We start from the raw sequence: 23,966 nt of genomic DNA on the forward strand, positions 1-23,966 counted from the left end.
AGAGTGTTGAATATCGCCTCGAACATGCACTTTCCTGTGCTAAAAAGCACTCGATCGCGAATTGTGTCCGATTCGACCGACACGTAGGGGGAATCCGTGACCGGACCTGGTGCCACGCCCGGCCGGCGGCGCCGCTCGCGACGGCGCCGGCGCGCCCGGGTCCGCCGGATCCTGCTGACCGGGCTGGTCGTCGTGTCGGTGCTGCTCAGCGCCGGCGGCTGGGTCGCGTTCCGGGGCTGGCAGGCCCGCGCCCACCTGGTGAACGCCGCCGGGCTGGCCAGGGAGCTCAGCGCCCAGGTGCTCGATGGCGACGTGGCCCGGGCCCAGCGCACGCTCGCCGCGTTGCAGGAACAGGCCGCCGCCGCGCGCGGCGAGACCGGGGATCCGGTGTGGTGGGTCGGCCAGCAGACCCCGTACGCGGGGGACAACCTCGCCGCGGTACGGCAGATCTCGGTGGCGGTGGACGACCTGGCCCGGCTCGCGTTCCCCACGCTGCTGCGCGTCGACCTCGCCTCGCTGGTGCCGAAGCAGGGCAAGCTGGACCTGGCCCGCCTGCGCGCCGTCTCGGCCGAGGTCTCCGCCGCCGACCAGGCCGTACGCCGGACCGCCGACCGGCTGCGGAAGGTGCCCACCGGCGACCTCGTGACGCAGGTACGCGACGCGGTCACCGCGCTGCGGGCGGAGCTGGACCAGCTCGGCGAGCTGACCTCGGCGGCTGATCGCGGGGCGCGGCTGCTGCCGCCACTGCTCGGCGCGGACGGGCCGCGCAGCTATCTGCTGGTCTCGCAGAACCCGGCCGAGCTGCGCGCCACGGGCGGCATGTTCGGCGCGTACGCAGTCCTGCGTGCCGAGGGTGGGCGGATCCGCCTCGTGAAGCAGGGCAGTTCTTCCGACCTGCGGTTCTTCGACCCGCCACTGAAGGTCGACGCGGAGGCGAAGCGGCTTTGGGGCGATCTGCCGGGCATCTATCCGGCGGACGTGAACCTCAACCCGGACTTCCCGGCCGCCGCCGCGCTCTACCGGGACATGGTGCGCCGCCGGACCGGCACGACTGTGGACGGTGTGCTGGCGGTGGACCCGGTGGTCCTGTCCTACCTGCTCGGCGTCGTGGGCCCGGTCAACGTGTCGGACGGGCCGGCACTCGCCCCCGCCACCGCCGTCCGCACGCTCCTCAGTGACTCGTACCGGGACCTGGGCACGAAGGACCAGGACGAGTACTTCACCAAGGCGGCCTCGGGTGTCTTCGACACCCTGTTCACCAAGACGATCGACCCGCGTGCGCTTTTGACCGTTTTTATCCGTTCAATCAACGAACGTCGGATATTGTTCTGGAGTGTCCGATCTGAGGAACAGCGCGCACTGGCCGGCAGCCGGCTGGCCGGTCAACTTCCGGAGAAGGACACCGTGCCGACTGTCGGCGTGTTCCTCAACGACGGCAGCGGCGCGAAGCTCGGTTACTACCTCAGGTTCTCGGCCACCGTGACGGTCGGCGAATGCCAGCCGGACGGGCGCCGCGAGCTGCGGCTGAAGGTCACGGTGCACTCCACCGCCCCGAAGTCGGGCCTGAGCAAGTCGGTCACCGGGCTGGCCCTGTCCGGCGACAAGTACAACGCACGCACGTTCGTCTCCGTGCACACGCCCACCGGGGGCGCCGTCCTCACCGGGCGGCTCGACGGCCGGGACACCGCGATGGGCAGCGGCACCGACGGCCGCCGCCAGGTGGCGGTGGCGAAGGTCGAGGCCGGCCCCGGGCAGACCCGGACGCTCGACGTCACGGTGCTCACCGGCAAGACCGGCGCCGGGACGGCCGAGCTGGTGCACACGCCCACCGTCACCCCATGGACCACCCAAGTAGTCAACGCACCAAGCTGTGAACAGTAGGAGGGAAACCATCATGCGGCTATCCCGCATCATCATGGCGCTCACGGTGGGCCTGGCCGTAGCGGCCGTGCCGACCGCGGCCGGGGCGGCGCAGCCGCAGCCTCCGGTCTACCCGCCGGAAGTCGCCTCGCTGACCGTGTCGCCGCTGGCCGCCTGCCTCGGCGAGAAGTTCACCCTGCAGGGTTCGAACTTCGCGCCGAATGAGACGGTTCGCATCGACGTGGCGATCTCGGGCCTGCCCGTGGCCGCCCCGGCCGAGGGCACCGCGCGACGCAGCGACGGCAGCACGGTGGCGATGGCGCCCGTCGCCTACACGCCCAACCGCGCCCAGCCGCAGCCCGCGCCGACCACGTTCACCGTGACGGCCGACGCCAGCGGCAACTTCACCGTCACCTACCGGCCGACCCAGCCGGGTCGGTACACGTTCACCGCCACCGGTCTGACGTCCGGCCGGATCGCCAGCGCCACCGGCACCGTCTGTCCGCCAAAGCCGACCCGGCCGCCGCACAAGGGCGGCCTGCCGGTCACCGGTGACAGCATCGGCACGCCGCTGAAGCTCGGTGGTGGCCTGGCCGCCGCCGGTGCGGTGCTGCTGCTGGCCTCGATGGCCTGGCGTCGCCGTCGCCTCGGCTGATCCGAGGCGCGCCGGGGACGACCCGGCTCGATCGTGAGTGCCCGCCGGACCTCGTCCGGCGGGCACTCACGTGTCCGGGCGACACGACACAATGAGCCATGGACGCGACACCGTGGACCGACCAGGCCGGCCTGCTCACGCTGCCCGGGGGCGCCACCGTACGCGGGCGCCGGGTCGCCGAGCCCGGTTCGCCCGCCGACTTCGCCCTGCTGCTGGCGCCCGGTCCCGAGCCGGAGTGGCCGGTCCGGCGGGTCCGCTGGCCCGACTTCTGGATCCCGGCCGACCGCGCCGACGCCCTCGACGCGCTGCGCGAGGCGTGGCGGCGCGCGTACGCGGGCGAACGGGTCGAGGTGGCCTGTCACGGCGGCATCGGGCGGACCGGCACCGCGCTCGCCGCGTTGGCCGTGCTGGACGGGCTGCCGCCCGCGCGGGCGGTGGCCTGGGTCCGGTCCCACTATCACCGGCGCGCGGTGGAGACGCCGTGGCAGCGGTGGTGGCTGCGCGGCGTGCGCTGACACCCGGCCGGTCACCCACCGGCAGCGCCCGATCGGCGCGGCGTCACGACACCGGTGAGGCGTCCGGACCTGATCATCCGGCTCGGTAGGGTGCCTTCTCATGAGAGCCCGGGCCCTGGCCGTCGCCACCGCCGTCACCCTGCTCACCACCGGGGCACCCGCCCCGGCCGCCGCCGCCCCGGCCACCACACCCGCCGCCCCGGCCGCCGCGCCCGCACCCGCGGCGCCCTGCCCGCGCCTGCCCGCGCCGAAGGTCAGCCGGCCGCCCCGCCCGACAACGCCGGCCACGACACCCGAACAGGCGGCGGTGGGCGGCGAGGCGCTGGCCGGCACCGGCCTCGTCGTGCCACCCGGCAGCCCTGCACCCCCGGCGGTCACCGCGACCACCTGGCTCGTGGCCGACCTGGACACCGGCGCGGTCCTCGGCGCGTGCGGCGCACACGTTCCCGGCACCCCGGCGAGCACCCAGAAACTGCTGCTGGCCGCCACCATGCTGAGCCGGCTGGACCCGAAGCAGGTGGCCGTGGCGACCCGGGACGACCTGGACATCGAGCCGGGCAGCTCGGCCGTCGGCCTGCTCGTCGGCGGCCGCTACAGCGTGGCGACGCTGTGGCTGGGCCTGCTGCTCCAGTCCGGCAACGACGCCGCGAACATGCTGGCCCGCCTCGGCGCGGGCAGCGCGCAGGCCGGCGTCGCCGAGATGAACGCCGAAGCCCGCCGGCTCGGCGCCGGGCAGACGCACGCGGTCACCCCGTCCGGCCTGGACGGTCCCGGCCAGTTCACCACCGCGTACGACCTGGCGCTCATCGCGCGTGCCTGCTTCGCCGACGCCGCGTTCCGCCGGTACGCGCTCACCGAGCGCACGCAGATCCCGGCCCAGCCCGCGCTGAAGAAGGGCGGGTTCCAGATCCAGAACGAGAACCAGCTCGTCTACCGCTATCCCGGCGCGCTCGGCGGCAAGACCGGCTTCACCGAGCTGGCCCGGCACAGCTACGTCGGCGCCGCGCAGCGCGACGGTCGCCGCCTCGTGGTGACGCTGCTCGGGGCCGAGGCCCGCCCGGTACGCGGCTGGCAGCAGGGCGCCCAACTGCTCGACTGGGGCTTCCGGCTGCCCCGGGACGCCTCGGTCGGCCGCCTGGTCGAACCGGGCGGACCGGCCGCCGAGGCGGCGCGACCCGGGCCGGCGCCGGCCGCCGAGCCCACCCGTACCCCCGGCGAGCCCTGGCGCGGGCCGGGCGGTACGGCGCTGCGCCGCATCGGCGACGGGGACTGGCGGGTGATCGTGCCGGCCGCCGGCCTGCTGGCGCTGGCGGTCGGCGGGGTGGTGGCGGTCCTCGCCGCCCGTCGCGCCCGGGCCGGCCGACGCGGGCGCCGCCGCGCCTGACCCGGCCACCGGGCCGCGTGGACACCGATTCCGCGGGTATGCGCCCGGCATGGAGCACCCGGGCCGGATCGTGGTGGTCTCGGCGGACATCGGTGCCGGACACGACCGGGCCGCCGACGAACTGGCGCACCGGCTGCGTGCGCGGGGTTTCGCGGTGGACCGGCTGAACCTCCTGCACCTGCTGCCCCGCCCGGCGCACCGGGCGGTACGCGAGACCTACCGCAGGGTGCTGCACCAGCTTCCCTGGGGTTACCACGCGCTGTTCCGGCTCACCGGCAGCTCGCGGACCGCCGTGCGCGGGATCCGCGCGCTGCTGCGGCCGTTCCGCCACCGCCTGCGCCGCCGCATCCCACCCGACACGCGGGCCGTGGTCACCACCTATCCGTTCGCCAACCAGCTCCTCGGGCCGCTGCGGCGCCGCGGGCGGCTCCGTGTCCCTCTGATCACCTATGTGACTGATTTCGTGGTGCACCCGACCTGGCTCGCGCCGGGCGTGGACGTGTACTGCGCGGTCCGCCACGCCGAGACGGACGAGAACTGCGCCGCCGACGTCACTCGGGTCCAGCCGCTGGTGTCCCGCGCCTTCGCCCGGCCCGGCCCGGAGGACCGGCGGCGGGCCCGGCAGCGGTTCGGCCTCCCGGCCGACGAGGTGCTCGCGCTCGTCGTCGCGGGCGCCTGGGGGGCCGGCGAGGTGGCGGCCACGGTGGCCGAGGTCGCCGCGGCGGGCGTGCGGCCGGTGGTGGTGTGCGGGCACAACGCGGCGCTGCGCCACCGGCTGCGCGGTGCCGGCCGGCACGTGCTGGGCTGGGTGGACGACATGCCGGCGCTGATGCGCGCCGTCGACGTCCTGGTGGAGAACGCGGGCGGACTGACCTGCCAGGAGGCGCTGGCGGCCGGGCTGCCGGTGGTCACGTACCGGCCCATCGCCGGGCACGGACGCGCGAACGCGGCGATCCTGGCCCGCGCCGGCCTGAGCCGGTGGGCCGGCACACCGCAGCAGCTCGGGCCGGTGCTCGCGGCGGTGATCGGGACCGGACCGGTGGCCCCGCCCCGTGACGACGTGTCCGAGGACCCGGCCGGACTGGTCGCCGAGGCGGCCCGCCGGGCGCCGCCCGCCGGCCCGGCCGGTACGCGCCGCCCGCTGCTCGATCCGGTCGGCGACGCGGTGGCCGTCCTCGCCGCGCTGCTGCAGTCCACCGGGGGCCTGCGTTGAGACCGGCCACCCTCGCCCGGGCCGCCGCGCTGGCGCTGCCGGCGTTGCAGGCGGCACCGGCGGTGACGGCGCTGCCCGCCGTGCGGCGGCGGCTGCTGCCCGGGCTGCACGGGCTCGGGGCGCCCGGCCGGGTCGCGCTGACCTTCGACGACGGCCCGGATCCGGAATCCACCGGCCACGTCCTGGACGTGCTGGCGGCGCACCGGGTCCGTGCCACGTTCTTCGTGCTCGGCGCGATGCTGCGCCGCCATCCGGCGCTGGGCCGCCGGGTCGCCGGCGACGGCCACGAGATCGCCGTGCACGGCTGGACGCACGACAACCTGCTGCTGCGCGGCCCCGCCCGCACCGTCAGCGACCTGACCCGCGCGTACGCCCTGGTCGCCGACGTGACCGGCCGTGCCCCCCGGTTCCTGCGACCGCCGTACGGCGTGCTCACCACCGCCGCGCTCGTGGCCGCCCGGCGGCTGCGCCTGCGGCCGGTGCTGTGGAGCTGCTGGGGCCGGGACTGGACCGCCACCGCCACCGCCGACACCGTCGCGGACACCGTCCTGGCCGGGCTGGACGAGGGCGGCACGATCCTGCTGCACGACTCCTCCCGCACGGCCGCGCCGGGCGCCTGGCGGGCCGGTCTGGCCGCCCTTCCGCGCGTGCTCGCCGAGTGCCGCCGCCGGGGCTGGCACGTCGGCCCGCTGGCCGGCCACGGGCTCCGCGCGCGCTGATCGTCGAGCGGGCGAGCCTACCCGGTGGCGACAGTGCCGGGGCCCGAATCCCCGAGCCGGTGACCCGTTCGGGTCGGCGTGGCTAGCGTGCGGGTCATGAGGACCTGGGGATCCTTCGTGGCGCTGGCCGCCGCCCTGCTGCTGCCGGCGTCGGCGACGCCCGCGGTGGCCGCCGTCCGCACGCCGGTACGCCGGCTGCCGTCCGCGCCGCCCTGCCCGAACGTGCCGGCCCCGGCGACCCGGCCGCCGCAGCCGCCGCCGGCGCCCGACCCGGCCGCGCGGGCCGTCGGCGGCCCCGCGCTGGACACCGCCGGGCTGGTCGTCCCGCCCGCGTCGACCGCGCCGCCGGCGGTGACCGCCACCTCCTGGGTGGTCGCCGACCTGGACAGCGGCGCGGTGCTCGGCGGCTGCGGCCCGCACGAGTACGGGGTGCCCGCGAGCGTGCAGAAGCTGCTGCTGGCCGCCACGATGCTGCCCCGGCTGGACCCGAACCGGGAGGTGACGGTGACCGCCGGGGACCTGGCCGTCGAGCCGGGCAGCTCGACTGTCGGGCTGGTCGAGGGCGGGCGCTACCGGATCGAGACGATCTGGCTCGGCCTGCTGCTGCGCTCCGGCAACGAGGCGGCGAACGCGCTCGCCCGCCTCGGGGGCGGCCCGGACGGGCCGGCCGGCGGGATCCGGGCGATGAACGAGGAGGCGCACCGGCTCGGCGCCCGGCAGACGCACGCGGTCACCCCGTCCGGGCTGGACGGGCCGGGGCAGTTCACCAGCGCGTACGACCTGGCGCTCATCGCGCGGGCGTGCTTCGCCGACCCGGCGTTCCGGCGCTACGACACCACCCGGTCGGCGCAGATCCCGGCCCAGCCGGCGCAGCGGGCGAAGGGGTTCGCCATCTCCAACGACAACATGCTGCTGGACCACTATCCGGGCGCCCTCGGGGGCAAGACCGGCTTCACCGACCTGGCCCGGCACACGTACGTCGGTGCGGCCGAGCGCGGCGGGCGGCGCCTCGTGGTGACGCTGCTCGGCGCCGAGGTGACCACCCAGCGCGGCTGGCAGCAGGGCGCGGCGCTGCTGGACTGGGGTTTCGCGCAGCCGCGTGACGCGTCGGTCGGACGGCTGGTCGAGCCGGGGGAGCTGGACCGGTCCGCGCCACCGGCGGGCGGGGCGGCCTCGGCCCTGGCCGGGCACGCCGGCCTGCGCGGCGGCGGGGCGGCACCCGGACCACGGCCCGGCACGGGTGTGACGGTGGCGGTGGGCGCGGTGCTGACGGCCGGGGGAGCGCTGCTGCTGGCCCGGCGTCGCCGCAACGCCGCAGCCGTCGCCATGTCGACCGGGACGCCGCTGCGGGAGCCGGAAATTCCGGAACAGGACTGAAAGCGGCGGCCCGGATCAGCGGCAGGCGGGCCCGGCGGTGCTGTCCCGCACCACGAGTTCGGTGGCCAGCTCGACGCGGGGCGAGTCGATCTCCTCGCCCTGGGCCAGCCGCAGCACCGTGCGGGCGGCGAGCCGGCCCATCTCCACCAGCGGCTGGCGCACTGTGGTCAGCGGCGGTGAGGCCCACCGCGCCTCGGGCAGGTCGTCGAAGCCCACCACGCTCACGTCGTCGCAGACCCGCAGCCCGCGGCGGCGTACCGCCTCGTACACCCCGAAGGCCATCTGGTCGCTGGCGGCGAAGATGGCGGTGGGCGGGTCGTCGAGGTCGAGCAGCGCGCCACCGGCGGTGAACCCGGAGGCGTGGTAGAAGTCGCCGGGCTGCACCAGCCGGTCGTCGGCGGTGACCCCGGCGGCGGCCAGGGCGGCCCGGTAGCCGTCCAGCCGGGCCCGGCTGCACAGCAGGTGCGGCGGGCCGGCCACGAAACCGATCCGGCGGTGGCCGAGCTTGAGCAGGTGCTCGGTGGCGGCCAGGCCGCCGGTCCAGTTGGTGGCGCCGATCGCCGGCACGTCGGTGGCGGCCACGCCGGCGGCCGGGTCGACCACCACCACCGGCACGTTGAGGCGCCGCAGCTGGGCCTGCACGGCGGGGCTCAGGTGCGAGGTCACCACGATCACGCCGTCGGACGCGCGGGCGCGCAGGTTGTGCAGCCACTGCCGGGTGGAGCTGGACTCGCGGTGGATCGCCGAGACGACGGTGCCCACCCCGGCGGCATGGCTGACGTCCTCCACACCGCGGATGATCTCCACGGCCCATGGGCTGTCCAGGTCGTTGAAGACCAGGTCGACCAGGTCCGCCCGGCGCACCGTACGGCTGCCGCGACGCCGGTAGCCGTGGTGGCGCAGCAGCTCCTCGACCCGCTCCCGGGTGTCCGGCGCGACGTCGGAACGCCCGTTGAGCACCCGCGACACGGTCGGCACCGAGACGCCGGCCTCCCGTGCGATAGCGGTGATGGTCACCCTGCGCTCGTCGTCCGCGCTCACCCGTGTTCCCTTCGCCGGCTGCCGGAACCGACCGGTAGACCGTCCCGCCCCACGCACATCTTGCCGTACGGCGAGGGCTTGACGACAGGCCGGACCGGCCCTAGCGTTCGCACGAGTTGCGGAAACGTTCCGGAAACGCGCCAGTCATCTTCCGCCGGCTCGCCGTCCACCCCCGACGAACGACGAGGAATCCGAGGCGTGTTCACCGACCTGGCCGAGGCCGAACTCCGCGCCCATCGCAGCGACCTGCGCGAGCCGCCGGACTTCGACGCCTTCTGGGCTGACACTCTCGCACAGGCGCGCTCCTGCGGCGACCCCGTGTCGGCGACCCCGATGCCCACGCCGCTGGCCGGGATCGACGTGTTCGACGTGACCTTCCCCGGCTTCGCCGGCCAGCCGATCCGCGCCTGGCTGCGGGTGCCGCGCGGCGCGACGCAGCCGCTGCCCACGATCGTGCAGTACGTCGGGTACGGCGGCGGCCGCGGCCACGCGCTGGAGAACCTGCTCTGGTCCGCCGCCGGCTTCGCCCACCTCCAGATGGACACGCGCGGCCAGGGCTCGGGGTGGAGCCGGGGCGACACACCGGACGTCGCCGCCGCCGGACCGCAGGCGCCGGGCATGGCCACCCGGGGGATCGAGGACCCGAACCGGTACTACTACCGGCGCTTCCTCACCGACGCGGTCCGCGCCGTGGACGCCGCGTGCGAACTGCCCGCCGTCGACCCGGACCGGATCGCGGTCCTCGGGCACAGCCAGGGTGGCGCCGCCGCCCTCGCCGCCGCCGCGCTGGCGCCCCGGGTGCGGGCGGCTGTCGCGCTCGTGCCGTTCCTCTGCGACATCCCGCGCGCGATCACCATCACCGACGCCGCGCCGTACCGGGAGATCCGCGACTACCTGGCCGTGCACCGCGACCGCGAGGAGCAGGCGCTGCGCACGCTCGGCTACGTCGACGGCGTCGCGTTCGCCCGCCGCGCGGGCGTGCCGGCCCGCTTCTCCGTCGCGCTCATGGACGAGATCACGCCGCCGTCCACCGTCTACGCCGCCTACCACGCCTACCGGGGCGACAAGGACCTGACGGTGTGGCGGTTCAACGGCCACGAGGCGGGCGGCATCGACGACGACGCCGCCGCCGTCGACTTCCTGCGTACCGTGCTGGGCGGCTGACCACCGGTTCCGCCGATGCCGGCCCGCCCGGGCTGGTAGACACGGCGGGTGGGCACCGGCACGCGCGCGACGGCGGTCGTGGCCGTCGCGGCCACGCTGCCCGCCGCCGCCTGCCAGCGGCCCGCGCCGTCGCCGTCGCCGTCCGCGCCGCCGTCACCCACAGCGACCGGTCCCCGTGCCCCGGCGGACATCGTGGACCTCACCACCGTCGACCCCACCGTCCGCACCGACATCCGGTACGCGGGCCCGCACAACTTCGTCGGCCGCCCGATCGACGGGTACGCCGAGCCGCGCTGCCTGCTCACCCGGCCGGCGGCGGAGGCGCTGCACCGGGTGCAGACCGCCGCGCTCGCCGGTGGGCACAGCCTCAAGGTGTACGACTGCTACCGCCCGCAGCGCGCCGCCGACGACTTCGTGGCCTGGGCGAAGCTGCCCGGTGAGCAGCTGATGAAGGGGGAGTTCTATCCCGCCGTGCCGAAGGACCGGCTGTTCGCCGACGGCTACATCGGCGCGCCCACCGCGCACAGCCGGGGCAGCACCGTCGACCTGACCCTGGTGCCGGTCTCCGGGCCCTCGCAGGCCGCGTACACGCCCGGCCAGGCGCTCGTGCCCTGCACCGACCCGGCCGGACGCCGCTTCGCCGACGACTCGATCGACATGGGCACCGGGTTCGACTGCTTCGACCCGCGTTCCCACACCGCCGACGCGCGGATCAGCCGCACCGCCCGGACCAGCAGGGACCTGCTGCGCCGGCTGATGTCCGCACAGGGCTTCGAGAACTATCCGCTGGAGTGGTGGCACTACCGGTACGTCGACGAGCCGTACCCGGACACCTGGTTCGACTTCCCGGTGGCCGGTTCGTCACTGCGGTGACGCGGTCGTTCCACCATGATCGATTGTGCTAGGCTCGACGCTCATGGAGACCGGACGGATCGGCCCGCCGCTGCTGGCCGGCGAGCGGGAGTCGCTGCGCGCCTTCCTCGACTTCCACCGTGCCACGCTGGCCCTCAAGTGCGAGGGACTGACCGACGAGCAGTTGCGACGGGCGGCGGCGCCACCGTCCACGCTGTCCCTGCTCGGCCTGGTCCGGCACATGGCCGAGGTGGAACGCACCTGGTTCCGCCGGGTCATCGCCGCCGAGGACGTGCCGCTGGTGTGGTCGGACAGCGGCGACTTCCAGCAGGCGTACGACGCCCGCGACGCCGACGTGGCGGAGGCGTTCGAGGCGTGGCGGCGGGAGGTCGAGCACGCCCGGCGCGTCGAGCGGGAGGCCGCCTCGCTCGACGTGACAGGTCACCAGGCCCGCTGGGGCGAGGACGTCTCGCTGCGCCTGGTCATGCTGCACATGCTGCACGAGTACGCCCGCCACAACGGGCACGCCGACCTGATCCGCGAGGCGATCGACGGCACCGTCGGCGTCTGAGCCCGCCCGGTCAGCGCCCGCGCAGCGGCAGCCAGGCCAGCACGTCCTGAATGCGCGCGTCCCAGTACGCCCAGTCGTGGTCACCGGGACCGAAGTCGACGGTGACCGGCACGTCGCGTTCCCGGGCCACGTCGAGGAACCGCAGGTTGTCCTCGTACAGGAAGTCCTCGGTGCCGCAGGCGACGTAGAGCGCCGGCCGGTCGTCGCCGGAGCGCTCCAGCAGCCCCACCGTGTCGTCGTCGGCGGGCACCGGGTCGTCACCCCAGACGGTGTGCCACACCGCCGGGTCGACCGGACGGGTCGGATGGTGGCGGCGGCGCGTCACGTCCAGCGCGCCGGACAGGCTGGCCGCCGCCGCGAACCGGTCCGGGTGGCGCAGCGCCCACTTCATCGCCCCGTAGCCGCCCATCGACAGGCCCGCGACGAACGTGTCCTCCCGCCGGTCGGACAGCCGGAACAACGACCGGCACACCTCGGGCAGCTCCTCGCTGAGGAACGTCCAGTACCGGTTGCCGTGCGCCTCGTCGCAGTAGAAGCTCCGCTGCGCCTGCGGCATCACCACGGCCAGCCCCAGCGGCGCGACGTACCGCTCGATCGAGGTGCGCCGGGTCCACACGGTGTCGTCGTCGCTCAGCCCGTGCAGCAGGTACAGCACCTGCGGGTCACCGTCGGCGGCGGCACCCGGCACGCCGATCCCGGCCGCGCCCCGGTCGGGCAGCAGCACTGTCATCGACGTGCCCATGCCGAGCGCCTCGGAGAAGAAGTCACAGCGGATGTGCGCCATGAGGCGGCAGCGTACCCCGCAGGGGTTCGATGAGGGCGTTCCTATTGCCCCGGGACGGCCGCGCGGGAAAAGATGGCCGTGCGCGCCGGAAACGTGTTCGTAACCTGCGCGCTGCTGGTCTCTGTCACAAGGAAGTGGGAGTCAGTCATGAGCGACGTGTCGGCCGCACTGGGTGTGCGCCTCTACCCGGACCTGGTCGAGCCCGGCGGTCTCGCCCCCGCGCTCGTGGCGACAGCCGCCGCCCACCAGCTCGACGTCGGCGAGGTGACCGCGCCCGAGCAGGGGCGCAGCCGGTTCACCTGCGCCGAGATGACCTCCGCCCGCGGCGTGGTCTGCGTCAGCCTCGGCTCGCAGGCCCGCTACTTCATGATCGACCTGCGGGTGGACGGCGACGTCCAGGCCCGGGGCGACGCCACCGACCTGCTTCAGGTCGCGCAGGTGGCCGCCGCGTGGCGGGCCGGCATCACGCTCGCGGAGCTGACCGCGCGCTACCCGTTCATGGAGGAGATGCGCCGCCACCCGGTGGCACACGCCGGCTGACCACGAACGAATATCGTGTTGCCGCCCAGGTGTGGCGGCCGTACCGTGAGCGGGCAACGTCGATCTGATCCACCAGGGGAGTGCACCGTGTCGCAGCAGAACCGCACCCGCGCCGAGCGGCAAGCGCCGCGCGCCGGTGCCCTGCTGCCCGAGCCGGGCACGGGCCGCGAACGGCAGTGGCAACCAGGGTGGTGGCGCGTCTAGCGCCGGCGCGACGATCCGCGCGAACCGCCCGCCCCGAGACCGGAGCAGGGCGGTTCTCCGTTTCCGGGGCAGCTCCGCCGACGGCGTACGCCGTCCTGGGCCGTTGGAGCAACTGGCAGCTCACCCGGCTCTCAACCGGGAGGCTACGGGTTCGAGTCCCGTACGGCCTACGTCAGAAGGACATGAGCAAGGAGACGACGATGGGTTTCACCCCGCTGGCCGGTACCCGGGCGCCGGTCCGGGTCTGGACCGACCCGTACACGATCGAGGCGCAGGCGGCCCGGCAGCTGCGCAACATCGGCGCGCTGCCGTGGGTGCAGGGTGTCGCGGTGATGCCGGACGTGCACTTCGGCAAGGGCGCCACGGTCGGCTCGGTGATCGCGATGCGGCAGGCCGTGTCGCCGGCCGCGGTCGGCGTGGACATCGGTTGCGGCATGTCGGCGGTACGGACCTCGCTGACCGCCGCCGACCTGCCCGACGACCTCGCGCCGCTGCGCTCGGCGATCGAGGCGGCCATCCCGGTCGGCTTCGCGATGCGTGACGACGCTGTCGACCCGCGCCGGATCCGAGGGCTGGAGCAGTCGGGCTGGGACGACTTCTGGCGGCGGTTCGGCACGCTGGACCGGAAGGTGGCCCAGCTCCAGACGCGGGCGCAGCGGCAGCTCGGCACGCTCGGCGGCGGCAACCACTTCATCGAGGTCTGCCTGGAGCAGGGCGGCCCGGACGACGGCCGGGTCTGGCTGATGCTGCACTCCGGTTCCCGCAACATCGGCAAGGAGCTGGCCGAGCGGCACATGGCGGTGGCGCGCGGCCTGCCGCACAACACCGACCTGCCGGACCGGGACCTCGCGGTGTTCCTCGCCGGCACGCCCGAGATGGAGGCGTACCGGCGGGACCTGTGGTGGGCGCAGGAGTACGCCCGGCGCAACCGGGCGGTCATGCTCGCTCTGCTGAGCCAGGTGGTCCGGGTTGCGTTCCCGCACGTCGGCTACGACGAGCCGATCTCCTGCCACCACAACTACGTGGCGGAGGAGAGCTACGACGGGGTGGACGTGCTGGTGACCCGCAAGGGCGCGATCCGGGCCGGTAAGGGGGACCTGGGCATCATTCCCGGCTCGATGGGCACCGGGTCGTACATCGTGCGCGGCAAGGGCAACGTCGACGCGTACTGCTCGGCGTCGCACGGCGCCGGGCGGCGGATGTCGCGGGGGCAGGCGAAGCGGACGTACAGCACTGCGGATCTGGCCGCGCAGACCGCCGGGGTGGAGTGCCGCAAGGACGCCGGTGTGGTCGACGAGATCCCCGGCGCGTACAAGGACATCACCGAGGTGATGGCCCAGCAGGAGGACCTGGTCGAGGTGGTCGCCCACCTCAAGCAGGTCGTCTGCGTGAAGGGCTGAGCGGCAGGGCCGGCGTCGAGGGGGCGCCGGCCCTACCGGGTACGCCGGGCGACGCGCACGCCGACGGCGACCGCGCCGATGACGAGCAGCGCGGACAGGAGCTGGAGGCCGGGGGAGTCGTCGGCCTCCCCGTACACGAAGCCGGCGACGCCGAGCACGACGGCGAGCAGCGCCACGGCGGCGGCCAGGTGTCTCATCGTTGCGCCCCATCCTCGTCGGGGACCCATTCGAGCAGGTCGCCGGGCTGGCAGTCGAGCACCCGGCACATGGCCTCCAGGGTGCTGAACCGGACGGCCTTGGCGCGGCCGTTCTTGAGCACCGCCACGTTCGCCGGGGTGAGCCCGACGCGCTCGGCGAACTCGCCGACGCTCATCTTGCGCTTGGCCAGCTCCACGTCGATGCGCACGACGATCGGCATCAGATCACCGCTTCCATGTCGGTGCGCAGCGTGGTGGCCTGGCGCAGCAGCGCGCGCAGCACCACCATCAGCAGCCCCAGCACGCTGACGCCGGTGACCAGCAGGAACAGCAGCAGCGGCAGCCCCGGGTCGCCGGCGTTGAAGCCGACGTAGAGGAAGACGCCGACGAGCACCACCCAGGCGGCGGCGACCGCCCAGACGATGCCGTCGACCCAGCCCAGGGACGCCTCGGTGAAGATGCGGTCGCGCTTGACCAGGGTGAGCAGGTGCCAGGTGCAGACGATCACCACCTGCACGCACAGCACCCAGAAGATCGTCACCGCGGTGGCGGGCCACCGCAGGTACGCCATGTCCGGGTTCTCCCGCGCCATGTGCGCGAACTGCCCGGGCAGCGACATGGTCTGGAGCAGCACCAGGATCGCGAACAGCAGGACCAGGAAGGCACGGAGTGGTGTCACCGCGCGTTGCGCCGTAAGCATGCATCGACTATCGCGCGGAACCTATCGAAAGTCAATCGGTTCCGATCGTGGGTCGCTGTCGATAGGCTCGGTCCGGGATGCTCGCCCGGCTCCGGCCCACCCTGGGGAGGACGACATGACCGGACACCGCCGTCGCGCGGTCCGGCCGACGGCCCTTGTCCTGGCCGCCGCTCTGACCGGCGCCGCCTGCCAGCCGGGAGAGCCCGACCCGGCGGCCCCCGGCGCCGTGGTGATCGACCGCCTCACCGCGCCGGCCGAGCTGGCCGGTCTGCCCCGTCAAGACGCCGGCAGGGACCGCATACCGGCCCTGGTCGACGATCCGCCGGGTCTCGCCATGGTGATCAACGGGTACGGCGAGGCGACTCCGCCGCCACTGACCCTCGAGGCGTACTACGGCAACCGGGTGGGCATCGCGGCGGTGGGGCGGGCGTTGCAGTCGCGTCTCGGCGGAGGCACTGCCGCACCCGGCGCGGAGACCACCTGCCACAGTGGCGCCGACGGGTCTGTCACCTGCTGGCGGCGGGCGGACACGCTCGTCGTGACGGTCACCGCCCGCGACGGCCGGTCCGCCGAGCGGACGCGGGACGCCACCGAGCAGGCGTGGCGCGCCGTCACCGGCTGAGCGCCGCCGACGTCAATCGGTGCCCCTCGCTGGGCGGCCGACGGCGTAGCGGACGTGTACGGCGTACCGCGAGTGGTGCACCGCGCGGATCTCCAGGTCGACGTCCCGGTCGAAGCCCTCGAACAGCCGCTTCCCGCGGCCGAGGATCACCGGCGCGGTGGACAGGCCCAGCTCGTCGACGACGCCGGCCGCGAGCGCCTGCCGGATGACCTCGGCGCCCCCGCCTATGACCACCGCGCCGTCGCCGGCCGTACGCCGGGCCGCCGCCAGCGCCGCGTCGAACCCGTCGACCATGAGGAAACCGGCGTCCGGGTCGGGCTGGTCGGCGGTGCGGTGGGTGAGCACGACCAGAGGGGCCTGGAACGGGTTCCGGCCGCCCCAGGCGCCGGCGGCGTCGTACATGCCCCGGCCGCACAGCGCGGCACCGGCACCCGCCAGCAGCTCGTCGAAGTACGCCCGGTCCTCGTCGGTCATGCCGGCGCCGGCCTCACGCGGCGTGTCGTACGTCCACGGCCCGCCCATCACCCAGTGGTGCAGCCGTTCGCCGCCGACACCGAGCCCCTGGCCGGCCCGGTCGTCCGGGCCGGCGACGTAGCCGTCCAGGGAGACGGTGACGAACGCCCGCACCCGGCCGCGCCTTTCACTGGTGCTCATGCTTCCTCCCGGAGATCGGAACACTGACACTGGGAAGACCTCCGGCCGGTGCCGGACTCGTCGCCGCCTGGGGGCCGGCGTCAGCCGTACACCGGATGCTCGGCCTGGAACGCCAGCCGGCGGTCCGCGCCGGCGGCCAGCTCCGCGAGCACGTCGTCGAGGTCCAGGAACGTCTGCCAGCGCTCCTGGCCGGTGATGCCGGCGAGCCGGTCGACCACGAGCTGCTCCAGGTCGGTGACGCGCCGGCCCTTCCACACCTTGTCGGCCAGGCTGACCAGCAGGTCCTCCAGCTGCGCGCCGGGGGAGTGCCAGGCGGCGTGGGTGACGGCGAAGCGGGCCCGCTCCTCCGGTACGCCGAAACGCAGCAGCAACTGGTACCCGGCCTCCTCGTGCGCCGAACCGGGGCCGGTCAGCTCGGCCGGGTGCTCGACCTTGCCGAGATCGTGCACCGCCGCGCCGAACAGCACCGCCTGCCTGTCGAACGGCACCGCGCCGAAGCGGTCGGCGAACGCGGCCGTCAGGTGCCAGGCGACGTCGTGCACCAGCCGCAGGTGCGCGCCGAGGCGCGGCGGGGCGGCGAGGGCGTCCAGCAGCTCGACCGCCACGCCCGGGAGCGGGAGCAGTGGCGGGTCGCCCGCTTCGGTGAGGGCGCGGTGCAGCGCGTCGGAGGTCATCGGGGCGAGCGTACCGGTCCCCGGTGGGCTCACCGGCGGTGATGGACGAGTAGCCGAACGTGAAGCGGCCGCTCGTCCGATTCCGGTGCGTCGATCCACTCGGGAGGGTGGGGGCCACGTCTCTCACGGGGGTTGTCGAATGACCGCACTGAATCGTCGTGCCCTGCTGCGTACCGCCGCGCTGACCGGGCTCGCCGCCGCGACCGGGGTGGCCGCCGCGCCCCACGCCGCGTCCGCCGCACCGGCCGCCGCCGACGTGGTGAACGGGTCGTGGCTGGTCAGCGTCGGCTGGGGTGTGCTCCAGGTCGACCCGGGCCGCACCACGCCGCGCGAGCTGCTGCCGAACGGGGACCACGCCAAGTCCTCGCCGGACGGCCGGCACGTGGCCTGGGTCAACACGGCCCGCTCGGGCGACGGCACGCTGGAGCCGTTCGTGGCCGTGTACGACCGGGTCACCGGCCAGAAGCGCACGCTGCTCGCCGACCCGTTCGGTGTCCGCTACGGCGCGCCGACGTGGTCGCCGGACGGCACCGAGATCGCGCTCGTCACCGGGCAGGACAACGACCGGCTGATCGCTGTGGACGTGGTCACCGGCGCCACCCGCGTGCTGGTCGAGGGGCATTCCATGGCCGACCCGGACTGGTCCCGGGACGGCTCCATGATCGTCGTGCGGTGGCGCAGCCGTTCGCAGGGCTGGCAACTGCGGGTGCTGGAACTCGCGACCGGGACGGTGCGGCCCGTCTACACGCCGGTGGCGGGCGAGATGTTCATCTCGCCGGTCTTCATGCCCGACTCCGGGCGCGTCGTCTTCTGCACCAACCGCTGGCACCTGGACCGCGAGGTCTACAACCAGTCGCTCGCGTCGGTGCGCATCGGCGGCACCGGGCTGAAGAAGCTCACCGACGAGCCCCGGTTCTACCTGTCGCCGGTGTTCTCCCCGGACGGCCGCTACTGCGCCGCGCTGTCGATCCCGCCGGAGAACGAGTACCCGGACGGCGGCAACATCATCGTGTCCACCAGTGGCTTCGGCGAGCAGTGGTGGATCCCCGGCGACGAGTACGACGACAGCACCCGGCTGGACTGGGCACGGGCGATCTGACGTGCCGGGCGCGCGCATCACGGACCGGATGCGCGCCACCGGACGCCACCGGTGCGAGGCTTGGGGCGGACGTCGCCGACGGGGCCGGCGTCCGCTGTGGAGGGGTGATGGCCGAGCCGCCGACCGGGACGTCGTCGCACCGCGCGCAGGCGCACGGCAGGCACGCCAACAACCGCCGCTACCACGACGGCGCCGAGGTCGACGGGTACGTCGACGACCCGTACCACAGGGTGCGCCGCGCGGTCGCGGCCCGGCTGCTCGCCGAGGGGGTGACCGGGCGCGGGCCGGTGCTGGAGCTGGGCTGCGGGCCACGCGGCATGCTCGACCCGGCCACGCTGCCCGGCCCGGTGGTGCTCGCCGACGCGGCCGAGACGGCGCTGGGCACGGCCCGCGCGGCGGCCGGCGGGCGGGCGCTGCCGGTCTGCCTGGACGCCACCCGGGGCCTGCCGTTCCGGGCGGGCAGCTTCGCCGGGCTGCTCGCCGGGGAGCTGATCGAGCACGTGTACGACCCGCTGGCGCTGCTGCGGGAGTGTCACCGGGTGCTGGCACCCGGTGGCCTGCTGGTGCTCACCACCCCGAACCTGGCGCCGGTGCAGGACCGGCTGGCGTTCCTGGCCGGCCGGGCGCCACGCCAGATCGACCCGCTACACCCGTACCTGTGGCTGCACATCCGTCCGTTCACCGCCTCGCTGCTGCGCCGCGCCCTGCGCCGGGCCGGATTCACACCGGTGGCGCTGCGTTCCAACGAGGTCGGCTGGCGGCTGCCCGGCGGGCGGTGGGTGGCCTCGCGCCGGCTGGCCCGCGCCGCGCCCGGGCTCGGCGGCTCCCTGATCTGCGCCGCCCGCCGGCAGGGCGGGGCGTCACCGGCCCGAAACAGGGTGTGATGGCGACATTGACAGCGGGCTATCATGGAGGTTCCGTCGTCGACCGGGGGATGTCATGACGCGCCTGCTCGCCTGGGTCGTGACCAATCTCGACGCGTTCATCGGCCTGGTGCTGGCGCTCACGGTGTCCGTGCTCGGCCTCACCAACACGGTCAGCCAGGATCTGGTGAACAGCGCGATCCTGCTGGTCCTGGGTCTGCTCGCACAGGCGATGCTGCGCGACCGGCTGCGCCGGCGCACCACCGAGCGGGAGGTCCGCCAGGTCATCTCGGACACCCGCGACCGGCTGACCGACCTGGTGCCGCAGATGCAGGAGATCACCGGCCCGGAAGGCGCGCTGAACCGGGCCCGCGAGGCCATCGACAGCGTGTCCATGGTGCGGGTTCTTCACGGCAGCGAGGTCGGGCAGGCGCTCGCCGACGCGCGGCGGCACACCGACCAGTGGAGCTTCAAGGGCGGCACCGGCACCTTCCTGCGCGCGGTCACGCTGCCGGACTGCCTGGAACACGCCCGGCGGCGCAACGCCACGCTCACCGTCGCGATCGAGATCATCGACCCGACCGACGAGGAGGTCTGCGAGCGGTACGCGCGGTTCCGGCGCAGCCTCGACCCGGACGCGCCGGGCGAGCCGTGGACCGTCGACCGCACCCGCAAGGAGTCCTACGCGACGGTGCTGGCCGCCTGCTGGCACCTGCAACGCTCCGGCCTGCTCACCGTCGACGTCCGGCTCTCCGCGCAGATGACCACGTTCCGCTACGACCTCTCCTCCTCCTGCGTCGTCATCACCCAGGAGAACCCGCAGACGCCCGCGCTGCGCATCGACCGCGGCGAGGTCTACTACAACCGCTTCAACATCGAGCTGGACTACAGCCGCCGGCAGAGCCGGCGCGTGCCGATCGAGGCCGCGGCCCAGGTCAAGCTCGACGACGAGCCGTCGGTCGAGCAGGTACGGCGGTTGTTCGCCGCGCTCGGCCTCACGCTGCCCCGCTCCTTCGGCGACCGCGAGGTGGCCGACATCATCGGCAAAGCCGTCCAGGCGAGGAACCCCTACTCATGACCAGTTACACCGACCTCGAACGGGAGATCGACCGGGGCACCCGGCCGGAGCTCCTACGCGGCTGGGTGCTGGACGTGCTCGACGACGTCGCCGAGGGGCGGCGCCCGCTGCGCGCGGTCCGGCACCCGCTCGGCTTCACCTGCCTGCCGGTCGAACGCGACGGCCCCGACGGTGTCTGCGTGCACGCCTGGCCCGCCGACCCGCCACAGGTGCGCCCGACCACCTCCACCATGCACTCGCACAGCTGGGACCTGCTCAGCCACGTGCTGCACGGCACCGTCCGCAACGAGCTGATCGAGGTCGACGACGCGCCCGCCGACCCGTCCTGGCGGGTCTACGAAGTGCGCAGCCTCGGCGAGGTGGACGAGATGGCCGCCACCGACCGGCTGGTCACCGCGATGACCGCCACTGTGGAGACGCACTCGGCCGGCGACTCGTACGCGCTGCGCGCCGGCGGCTTCCACACCTCGGAGGTCGACGCCGGTGAACCGGCGGTGACAGTGGCGCTCGGCCGGACCACTCCCGGCACGTGCGACCTGAGCCTCGGCGCGGTGGACGGGCACAGCCACCGGGTACGCCGGGACCGATGCGACGCGGCCGAGACCGCGCGGATGGCGCGGGCGATCGCGCGACTTGTGGCACGGGGCTGACTGGCTGGAGGAGCCATGGACGTGGAGCCGAGCAGAGGCGGGCCCGACCTGCGCGAGGCGCACCGGTTCGCGGTGGAGGCCGCCCAGGCGGCGGGCCGGCTGCTGCGCCGGGGCACCCGGGGGGAGGTGCACGCCCGGGCCAAGAACGACACCGGTGACCTGGTCACAGACCTCGACCTGGCCGCCGAACGGCTCATCGTCGACCGGATCCGGGCCCGCTGGCCGGAGCACGGCGTGATCGCCGAGGAGGGCGGCGAGTACGCCCCGGACACCACCTGGGCGTGGCTCGTCGACCCGCTCGACGGCACAAACAACGTGGCGATCGGGCTGCCCGCGTACGTGGTCGGGATCGCCCTGTGCGACAACGGCTCGCCGGTGCTCGGCGTGGTGCACGACCCGGTCGCCGGCCGTACCTGGTCGGCGGTGCGCGGCCGGGGCGCGTTCGTGCACGCGTCCGGCCCGGCCGCGCGGCCGCTGCGCGCCGCGCACCGCCCGGTGCCGTCCGCGCCCGTGCTGGCCTGGACCCAGGGGCACGAGGTACGCCGGGACGACAGCACCGCCCGGGCGCTGAAGGTGGTGCTGGACACCAGCGCCCGCCGGGTGCTGCAACTGTGGGCGCCGCTGCTGTCCTGGGTGATGCTGGCCCGGGGCGACATCGACGGCATCGTCGGCTACCGCCCCGAGGCGGTCGACCTGCCGGCCGGGATGCTGCTCGCCGCCGAGGCCGGCATGGCGGTACGCGCCCTCGACGGCGGCACCTTCGACGACAGGTACGGCTGTCCGCCCGACCGGCGCAGCTTCGTGGCCGGGCCACCGGAGACCATCGACCGGCTGGTCAAACTGGTCACGGCGGCACAGTGGATCGAGCCGCAGGTGCGTCGCCTCACCCCCGTCGGCCTCGGCTCGGTCGGCTGGTGAGGCGCGATCCGCTAGCCTCGGCCGGATGGCCGCCAGACAGCTCAAGCTCGGGCTCCGGGTCCGCGACCTGGACCGCTCCCACCGGCTCTACCGGCGACTTGGCTTCAAGGAGATCCCGAACGCCGAGCAGACGAACCTGCGCTACCTGACCTTCGGTCACACCTGGCTGATCCTGTCCGACCTGCACCGCCACGGCCACCACAACGCGCAGCGGGAACGCGACGTCAAGGCCGGGCCGCCGGGGCTCGGTGTCGTGCTCACCGTGCCCACCGCGGACCTGGACGCCACGTACGCGCTGTGGTGCGACGAAGGGCTGCCGGTCACGCTCGAACCCGAGGACGTGGGCTGGGCGCGGATCTTCTACGGGCTCGACCCGGACGGCTACGAGGTGATGTTCGAGCAGTTCCGTCCGGCGTCGCGCTCCGCCGACGCCTGACGGGCGTCGCGGCGGGTCAGGGCCTTGACGGCGTCCGGGCGGCCAGGAAGTCCGCCCAGGTCCGCACGCCTCTCGCGGCGCCCGGCCGGGCCAGGTTCGCGCCCTGGCGGTACGCCCTGCCGGCCCGCCCGGGGATTCGGACCGGCAGTCGCGCACGGCGCTTCCCGGTGGCCGCCAGGTAGCCGGTCAGCAGCTCACCGATCCCGTACGTGTGCGGCCCGGCCAGATCCGGCACCAGCCCGGCGGGCGCGCCCAGCGTCAGCTCGGCCAGCCGCGCCGCGACCTCGGCGGCGTCGACCGGCTCCAGCCGCAGCCCGCCCGGCACCGGCGTCACCGGCAGCCGGGTCATCGCCGTCAGCATGGTCAGCACCAGGTCGTGCGCCTGCGCGGCGCGCAGCACCGTCCACGGGACGCCGGAGTCCGTCACCGCGCGCTCGGCGTCGAGCTTGGACCGGATCCAGGCCAGCGGCACCCGGTCCGCGCCGGTTACCGAGATGTGCACCAGGTGCGCCACACCGGCCCGGTGCGCGGCGCGGGCCAGGTGGGCGGTGGCGCGGTCATCGCCCTTCGCGCCGCCGGCCAGGTGCAGCACGGTTGACACCCCGCGTAGGGCGTCATCGAGGTCCGCGCCGCCGAGCAGGTCGGCGCGCACGTGGGTGACGCCGTCGCCGGACTGTCCGCCGCGCCGGCTGAGCACCCGCACCGGGTGCCCGGCGGCGCGCAGCAGCGGTACGACGTGCCGGCCGATCGTGCCGGTGCCGCCGGTGACCAGGATCTGTGGGTTCATCGTCTCGCCTTCCGTCGCCTGTGCTGCCATGTCGACCCGCGCCGGCCTGCCGACGTGACAGATGTGACGGCGGTCACTTCCGGTCACGTCGGCCGGTCGTGGCGGGTCGAGACGACGTGCGGGAGAGGGAGGCTCAGGTGATGGGGCACGGGCTGGCGGAGCGGTTCGAACGGGAGCGGCCGCGGCTGCGCGCCGTGGCGTACCGGCTGCTCGGCTCGCTCACCGACGCCGAGGACGCGGTGCAGGAGACCTGGCTGCGGCTGGCCCGTACCGACCCGGCCACCGTGGACAACCTGGACGCCTGGCTGACCACAGTGGTCGCCCGGGTCAGCCTGAACACGCTGCGGTCCCGCGTCGCCCGACGGGAGGACTCCCTCGACGTCCGCCTGCCCGACCCGGTGGTGGACACCGGCGCCGACGACCCGGCGCACGCCGCGGTCCTCGCCGACTCGGTGGGGCTGGCGCTGCTCGTGGTGCTGGACACGCTGAGCCCGGCCGAGCGGCTCGCGTTCGTGCTGCACGACATGTTCGGCGTGCCGTTCGACGAGATCGGCCCGCTCGTCGACCGCTCACCGGCAGCGGCCCGGCAGCTCGCCAGCCGGGCCCGCCGCCGGGTACGCGGACAGGCGCCCACCCCCGACCCCGACCTGACCCGGCAGCGGGCGGTGGTCGACGCCTTCCTCGCCGCCGCCCGCGACGGCGACCTCGACGCGCTGATCGCGGTGCTGCACCCGGACGTGGTGCTGCGTTCCGACGCGGGGACCGCCCGCGCCCGCCACACGGTCGTGCTCACCGGCGCGACGACTGTGGCGGCGCAGGCCACCACGTTCGGGCGGCTGTTCCCGCACGCCCGGCCGGTGCTGGTCAACGGCGCCGCCGGGGTGCTGGTGAGCGCCGGGGACCGTCCGCTGTCGGTGATGGCGTTCACCGTCACCGGCGGGCGGATCGCCGCCGTGGACGTGATCGCCGACCCGCGCCGGCTGGCCGCGCTCGGTCTCGCCGGCTGACC

Annotated in this window: 28 protein-coding genes and 1 tRNA gene; 21 read left to right on the top strand and 8 right to left on the bottom strand. The window is 74.6% G+C overall.

The genetic code is table 11. The annotated features are described in order from the left end of the window. Positions 1–96 precede the first annotated feature (96 nt). From AB0B20_RS16120 to AB0B20_RS16150, 7 genes are all read left to right on the top strand, one after another. On the top strand, positions 97–1,881 hold the full coding sequence (locus AB0B20_RS16120; protein ID WP_357471376.1) for a DUF4012 domain-containing protein: 1,785 nt from the start codon (positions 97–99) through the stop codon (positions 1,879–1,881). A 13-nt stretch (positions 1,882–1,894) separates the two neighbouring features. Then, positions 1,895–2,515 (top strand): hypothetical protein, encoded by a 621-nt coding sequence (locus AB0B20_RS16125; protein WP_357388773.1) that lies wholly within the window; start codon positions 1,895–1,897, stop codon positions 2,513–2,515. 98 nt (positions 2,516–2,613) lie between these two features. Continuing rightward, positions 2,614–3,030, top strand: coding sequence for a protein-tyrosine phosphatase family protein (locus AB0B20_RS16130; RefSeq protein ID WP_357388771.1), 417 nt, complete (start codon positions 2,614–2,616; stop codon positions 3,028–3,030). Between the two features lie 100 nt (positions 3,031–3,130). Beyond that, positions 3,131–4,414: a serine hydrolase gene (locus AB0B20_RS16135; protein ID WP_357471380.1), complete on the top strand. Its 1,284-nt coding sequence runs from the start codon at positions 3,131–3,133 to the stop codon at positions 4,412–4,414. Positions 4,415–4,463: 49 nt separating this feature from the next. Continuing rightward, the gene (locus AB0B20_RS16140) at positions 4,464–5,627 is read left to right on the top strand and encodes a glycosyltransferase (RefSeq protein ID WP_357471383.1); all 1,164 of its coding nucleotides are present in this window, start codon (positions 4,464–4,466) and stop codon (positions 5,625–5,627) included. Continuing rightward, on the top strand, positions 5,624–6,346 hold the full coding sequence (locus AB0B20_RS16145) for a polysaccharide deacetylase family protein (protein WP_357388765.1): 723 nt from the start codon (positions 5,624–5,626) through the stop codon (positions 6,344–6,346). The genes AB0B20_RS16140 and AB0B20_RS16145 overlap by 4 nt, the downstream gene beginning before the upstream one ends. Before the next feature lie 96 nt (positions 6,347–6,442). Beyond that, positions 6,443–7,723 (top strand): D-alanyl-D-alanine carboxypeptidase, encoded by a 1,281-nt coding sequence (locus AB0B20_RS16150; RefSeq protein ID WP_357471386.1) that lies wholly within the window; start codon positions 6,443–6,445, stop codon positions 7,721–7,723. 15 nt (positions 7,724–7,738) lie between these two features. Here AB0B20_RS16150 and AB0B20_RS16155 read toward each other — a convergent pair whose 3' ends face one another. Beyond that, positions 7,739–8,764, bottom strand: coding sequence for a LacI family DNA-binding transcriptional regulator (locus tag AB0B20_RS16155; protein ID WP_357388761.1), 1,026 nt, complete (start codon positions 8,762–8,764; stop codon positions 7,739–7,741). Between the two features lie 198 nt (positions 8,765–8,962). Here AB0B20_RS16155 and AB0B20_RS16160 point away from each other — a divergent pair, with 198 nt between their 5' ends. Genes AB0B20_RS16160 through AB0B20_RS16170 form a run of 3 tightly spaced genes read left to right on the top strand, consistent with a single transcriptional unit; the run spans position 8,963 to position 11,351 of the window. Then, a complete protein-coding gene (locus tag AB0B20_RS16160; RefSeq protein ID WP_357388759.1) occupies positions 8,963–9,928 on the top strand; it encodes an acetylxylan esterase in 966 nt (321 codons plus the stop codon). Between the two features lie 48 nt (positions 9,929–9,976). Continuing rightward, a complete protein-coding gene (locus AB0B20_RS16165) occupies positions 9,977–10,801 on the top strand; it encodes a M15 family metallopeptidase (protein WP_357471390.1) in 825 nt (274 codons plus the stop codon). Between the two features lie 43 nt (positions 10,802–10,844). Then, positions 10,845–11,351 carry a DinB family protein gene (locus AB0B20_RS16170; RefSeq protein ID WP_357471393.1) on the top strand — a complete coding sequence of 169 codons (507 nt, stop codon included), beginning with the start codon at positions 10,845–10,847 and terminating at the stop codon, positions 11,349–11,351. Positions 11,352–11,361: 10 nt separating this feature from the next. Here the strand turns inward: AB0B20_RS16170 and AB0B20_RS16175 are convergent, their stop codons facing one another. Next, entirely contained in the window at positions 11,362–12,135 is a 774-nt protein-coding gene (locus AB0B20_RS16175; protein WP_357388753.1) for an alpha/beta hydrolase family protein, read from the bottom strand. 147 nt (positions 12,136–12,282) lie between these two features. Between AB0B20_RS16175 and AB0B20_RS16180 the strand changes: the two genes are divergently transcribed. From AB0B20_RS16180 to AB0B20_RS16190, 3 genes are all read left to right on the top strand, one after another. Beyond that, the gene (locus AB0B20_RS16180) at positions 12,283–12,675 is read left to right on the top strand and encodes a hypothetical protein (protein ID WP_013286540.1); all 393 of its coding nucleotides are present in this window, start codon (positions 12,283–12,285) and stop codon (positions 12,673–12,675) included. A gap of 301 nt (positions 12,676–12,976) precedes the next feature. After that, positions 12,977–13,049: transfer RNA gene (locus tag AB0B20_RS16185), tRNA-Glu, on the top strand. Positions 13,050–13,079: 30 nt separating this feature from the next. Next, complete coding sequence (locus tag AB0B20_RS16190; protein WP_357388751.1) at positions 13,080–14,279, top strand: RtcB family protein; 1,200 nt, start codon at positions 13,080–13,082, stop codon at positions 14,277–14,279. 32 nt (positions 14,280–14,311) lie between these two features. On the opposite strand, the gene AB0B20_RS16195 is transcribed toward AB0B20_RS16190, so the two are convergent. Genes AB0B20_RS16195 through AB0B20_RS16205 form a run of 3 tightly spaced genes read right to left on the bottom strand, consistent with a single transcriptional unit; the run spans position 14,312 to position 15,176 of the window. Further along, positions 14,312–14,476, bottom strand: a complete 165-nt coding sequence (locus AB0B20_RS16195) for a hypothetical protein (RefSeq protein WP_357388749.1) — start codon at positions 14,474–14,476, stop codon at positions 14,312–14,314. Further along, positions 14,473–14,697: a helix-turn-helix transcriptional regulator gene (locus AB0B20_RS16200; protein ID WP_357388747.1), complete on the bottom strand. Its 225-nt coding sequence runs from the start codon at positions 14,695–14,697 to the stop codon at positions 14,473–14,475. Before AB0B20_RS16200 ends, AB0B20_RS16195 begins: the two co-directional genes overlap by 4 nt. Continuing rightward, positions 14,697–15,176 (bottom strand): DUF2975 domain-containing protein, encoded by a 480-nt coding sequence (locus tag AB0B20_RS16205; protein WP_357388745.1) that lies wholly within the window; start codon positions 15,174–15,176, stop codon positions 14,697–14,699. The genes AB0B20_RS16200 and AB0B20_RS16205 overlap by 1 nt, the downstream gene beginning before the upstream one ends. Before the next feature lie 115 nt (positions 15,177–15,291). Between AB0B20_RS16205 and AB0B20_RS16210 the strand changes: the two genes are divergently transcribed. Continuing rightward, positions 15,292–15,798, top strand: a complete 507-nt coding sequence (locus AB0B20_RS16210; protein ID WP_355508833.1) for a hypothetical protein — start codon at positions 15,292–15,294, stop codon at positions 15,796–15,798. Between the two features lie 12 nt (positions 15,799–15,810). On the opposite strand, the gene AB0B20_RS16215 is transcribed toward AB0B20_RS16210, so the two are convergent. Then, positions 15,811–16,452, bottom strand: coding sequence for a dihydrofolate reductase family protein (locus tag AB0B20_RS16215; RefSeq protein ID WP_357388743.1), 642 nt, complete (start codon positions 16,450–16,452; stop codon positions 15,811–15,813). A gap of 80 nt (positions 16,453–16,532) precedes the next feature. Continuing rightward, the gene (locus tag AB0B20_RS16220; RefSeq protein WP_357388741.1) at positions 16,533–17,126 is read right to left on the bottom strand and encodes an HD domain-containing protein; all 594 of its coding nucleotides are present in this window, start codon (positions 17,124–17,126) and stop codon (positions 16,533–16,535) included. Between the two features lie 139 nt (positions 17,127–17,265). On the opposite strand from AB0B20_RS16220, the gene AB0B20_RS16225 reads away from it, so the two are divergent. The 6 genes from AB0B20_RS16225 (at position 17,266) to AB0B20_RS16250 (ending at position 22,170) form a co-directional block, all read left to right on the top strand. Further along, complete coding sequence (locus AB0B20_RS16225) at positions 17,266–18,225, top strand: LpqB family beta-propeller domain-containing protein (protein ID WP_357388739.1); 960 nt, start codon at positions 17,266–17,268, stop codon at positions 18,223–18,225. A gap of 107 nt (positions 18,226–18,332) precedes the next feature. Beyond that, positions 18,333–19,109 (top strand): class I SAM-dependent methyltransferase, encoded by a 777-nt coding sequence (locus AB0B20_RS16230; RefSeq protein ID WP_357388737.1) that lies wholly within the window; start codon positions 18,333–18,335, stop codon positions 19,107–19,109. 55 nt (positions 19,110–19,164) lie between these two features. Next, positions 19,165–20,166, top strand: coding sequence for a hypothetical protein (locus AB0B20_RS16235; RefSeq protein WP_357388735.1), 1,002 nt, complete (start codon positions 19,165–19,167; stop codon positions 20,164–20,166). Then, positions 20,163–20,816, top strand: a complete 654-nt coding sequence (locus AB0B20_RS16240; RefSeq protein WP_073828531.1) for a hypothetical protein — start codon at positions 20,163–20,165, stop codon at positions 20,814–20,816. The genes AB0B20_RS16235 and AB0B20_RS16240 overlap by 4 nt, the downstream gene beginning before the upstream one ends. A 15-nt stretch (positions 20,817–20,831) precedes the next feature. After that, on the top strand, positions 20,832–21,734 hold the full coding sequence (locus AB0B20_RS16245; RefSeq protein ID WP_357471397.1) for an inositol monophosphatase family protein: 903 nt from the start codon (positions 20,832–20,834) through the stop codon (positions 21,732–21,734). Positions 21,735–21,759: 25 nt separating this feature from the next. Further along, complete coding sequence (locus AB0B20_RS16250; RefSeq protein WP_073828533.1) at positions 21,760–22,170, top strand: VOC family protein; 411 nt, start codon at positions 21,760–21,762, stop codon at positions 22,168–22,170. A gap of 16 nt (positions 22,171–22,186) precedes the next feature. On the opposite strand, the gene AB0B20_RS16255 is transcribed toward AB0B20_RS16250, so the two are convergent. Beyond that, positions 22,187–22,957, bottom strand: a complete 771-nt coding sequence (locus AB0B20_RS16255) for an SDR family oxidoreductase (protein WP_357471402.1) — start codon at positions 22,955–22,957, stop codon at positions 22,187–22,189. Between the two features lie 140 nt (positions 22,958–23,097). Between AB0B20_RS16255 and sigJ the strand changes: the two genes are divergently transcribed. Next, on the top strand, positions 23,098–23,964 hold the full coding sequence (sigJ, locus tag AB0B20_RS16260) for an RNA polymerase sigma factor SigJ (protein WP_357471559.1): 867 nt from the start codon (positions 23,098–23,100) through the stop codon (positions 23,962–23,964). Positions 23,965–23,966: the final 2 nt, after the last annotated feature.

Origin of the sequence: Micromonospora sp. NPDC049151 (assembly GCF_040648395.1) — a bacterium.
GTDB lineage: Bacteria > Actinomycetota > Actinomycetes > Mycobacteriales > Micromonosporaceae > Micromonospora.